Origin of the sequence: Rhodococcus sp. EPR-157, assembly GCF_001647195.1 — a bacterium.
Classification (GTDB): domain Bacteria; phylum Actinomycetota; class Actinomycetes; order Mycobacteriales; family Mycobacteriaceae; genus Rhodococcoides.
Genome location: NZ_LVCV01000102.1, coordinates 1 through 1,081, shown reverse-complemented (window position 1 = coordinate 1,081; position 1,081 = coordinate 1). Strand labels below are relative to the sequence as shown.

2 protein-coding genes are annotated in these 1,081 nt (G+C 62.8%); one reads left to right on the top strand and one right to left on the bottom strand.

From position 1 onward, the window contains the following. Window positions 1-593, top strand: a 593-nt coding sequence (locus tag A2J03_RS04025) for a TetR/AcrR family transcriptional regulator (RefSeq protein ID WP_068370007.1), incomplete at its 5' end; no start/stop codon positions are given. Window positions 594-857: 264 nt separating this feature from the next. Here A2J03_RS04025 and A2J03_RS04020 read toward each other — a convergent pair. After that, the coding region (locus tag A2J03_RS04020) for a hypothetical protein (RefSeq protein WP_156520190.1) at window positions 858-1,081 on the bottom strand (224 nt) is incomplete at its 5' end.

Sequence of the window (1,081 nt, the reverse complement as noted above, 5' to 3'; positions counted from 1 at the left end):
AAGAGCGGCGTGCCCAGCTGATCGAACTCGGCACGGAAATGCTGGCGGACCGACCACTGGAGCAAGTATCCGTCGAAGACATCGCCGATCAGGCCGGAGTCTCGCGTGGGCTGCTGTTCCACTACTTCTCGTCGAAGCAGGACTTTCACCTCGCGATCGTCCGCGAAGCAAGCAAGACGATGCTCGAGCGCACAGCACCGGATATGACCCTCGAACCCTACGACACTCTGCGGGATTCGATTGCGAACTACGTCGACTACGTCACCGAAAATCGTGAAACATTCATCTCGCTGCTCCGTGGATCGGCGACGGGAGACCCCGACATGCGCCAAGTATTCGAACAGACCCGCACGACCATGGCCGACCGAACCGTCGCGAACCTGTACACGCTGAACGTCGAGGCCAACCCGACCACGGAACTAGCGGTACGAGGCTGGATCGCATTCGTCGAGGAGGCCACCATCTCGTGGCTGCGCAACCCTCAGATCAGCAGGGACGACCTCATCGAACTCAACGTCGGGGCTCTCCCCGCGCTGGCCCTCGCGCCGAGCATGATCGCGGGGCTCCTCGGGACAGGTGTGGCGTCGGACTGAGGTCGGCCGCCCCGGTCCGCTGGGCGCCCGGTCCGCTTGAATGTCACCTGCTAGCTATCTGATCGTATGGATGGACCATTCAAGCGATGGTGGGCCGGGCCTGCCGGCCGCCGGGTCCGCTTGAATGTCACCTGCTAGCTATCTGATCGTATGGATGGACCATTCAAGCGATGGTGGGCCGGGCCTGAAAACAACGAACGGCGCATTCGATCACCCCGCGAGGTGACCGAATGCGCCGTTCGCTGCAGAGAAGAGCGGGTAAAACTACTCGCCGACGCCGGAGAACGCCTCGTCGATGATTTCGAGCTGCTCGACGGCGTGGACCTTGCTCGAGCCCGAGGACGGAGCGGACATCGCACGACGCGACACTCGCTTGATTCCGCTCAGGACGTCGGGCATGAGCTCCGGGAATGCCAGACCGAACAGTGGCCACGCTCCCTGGTTTGCCGGCTCCTCCTGGACCCAGCGGAACTCGGTGGCGTTCGGGT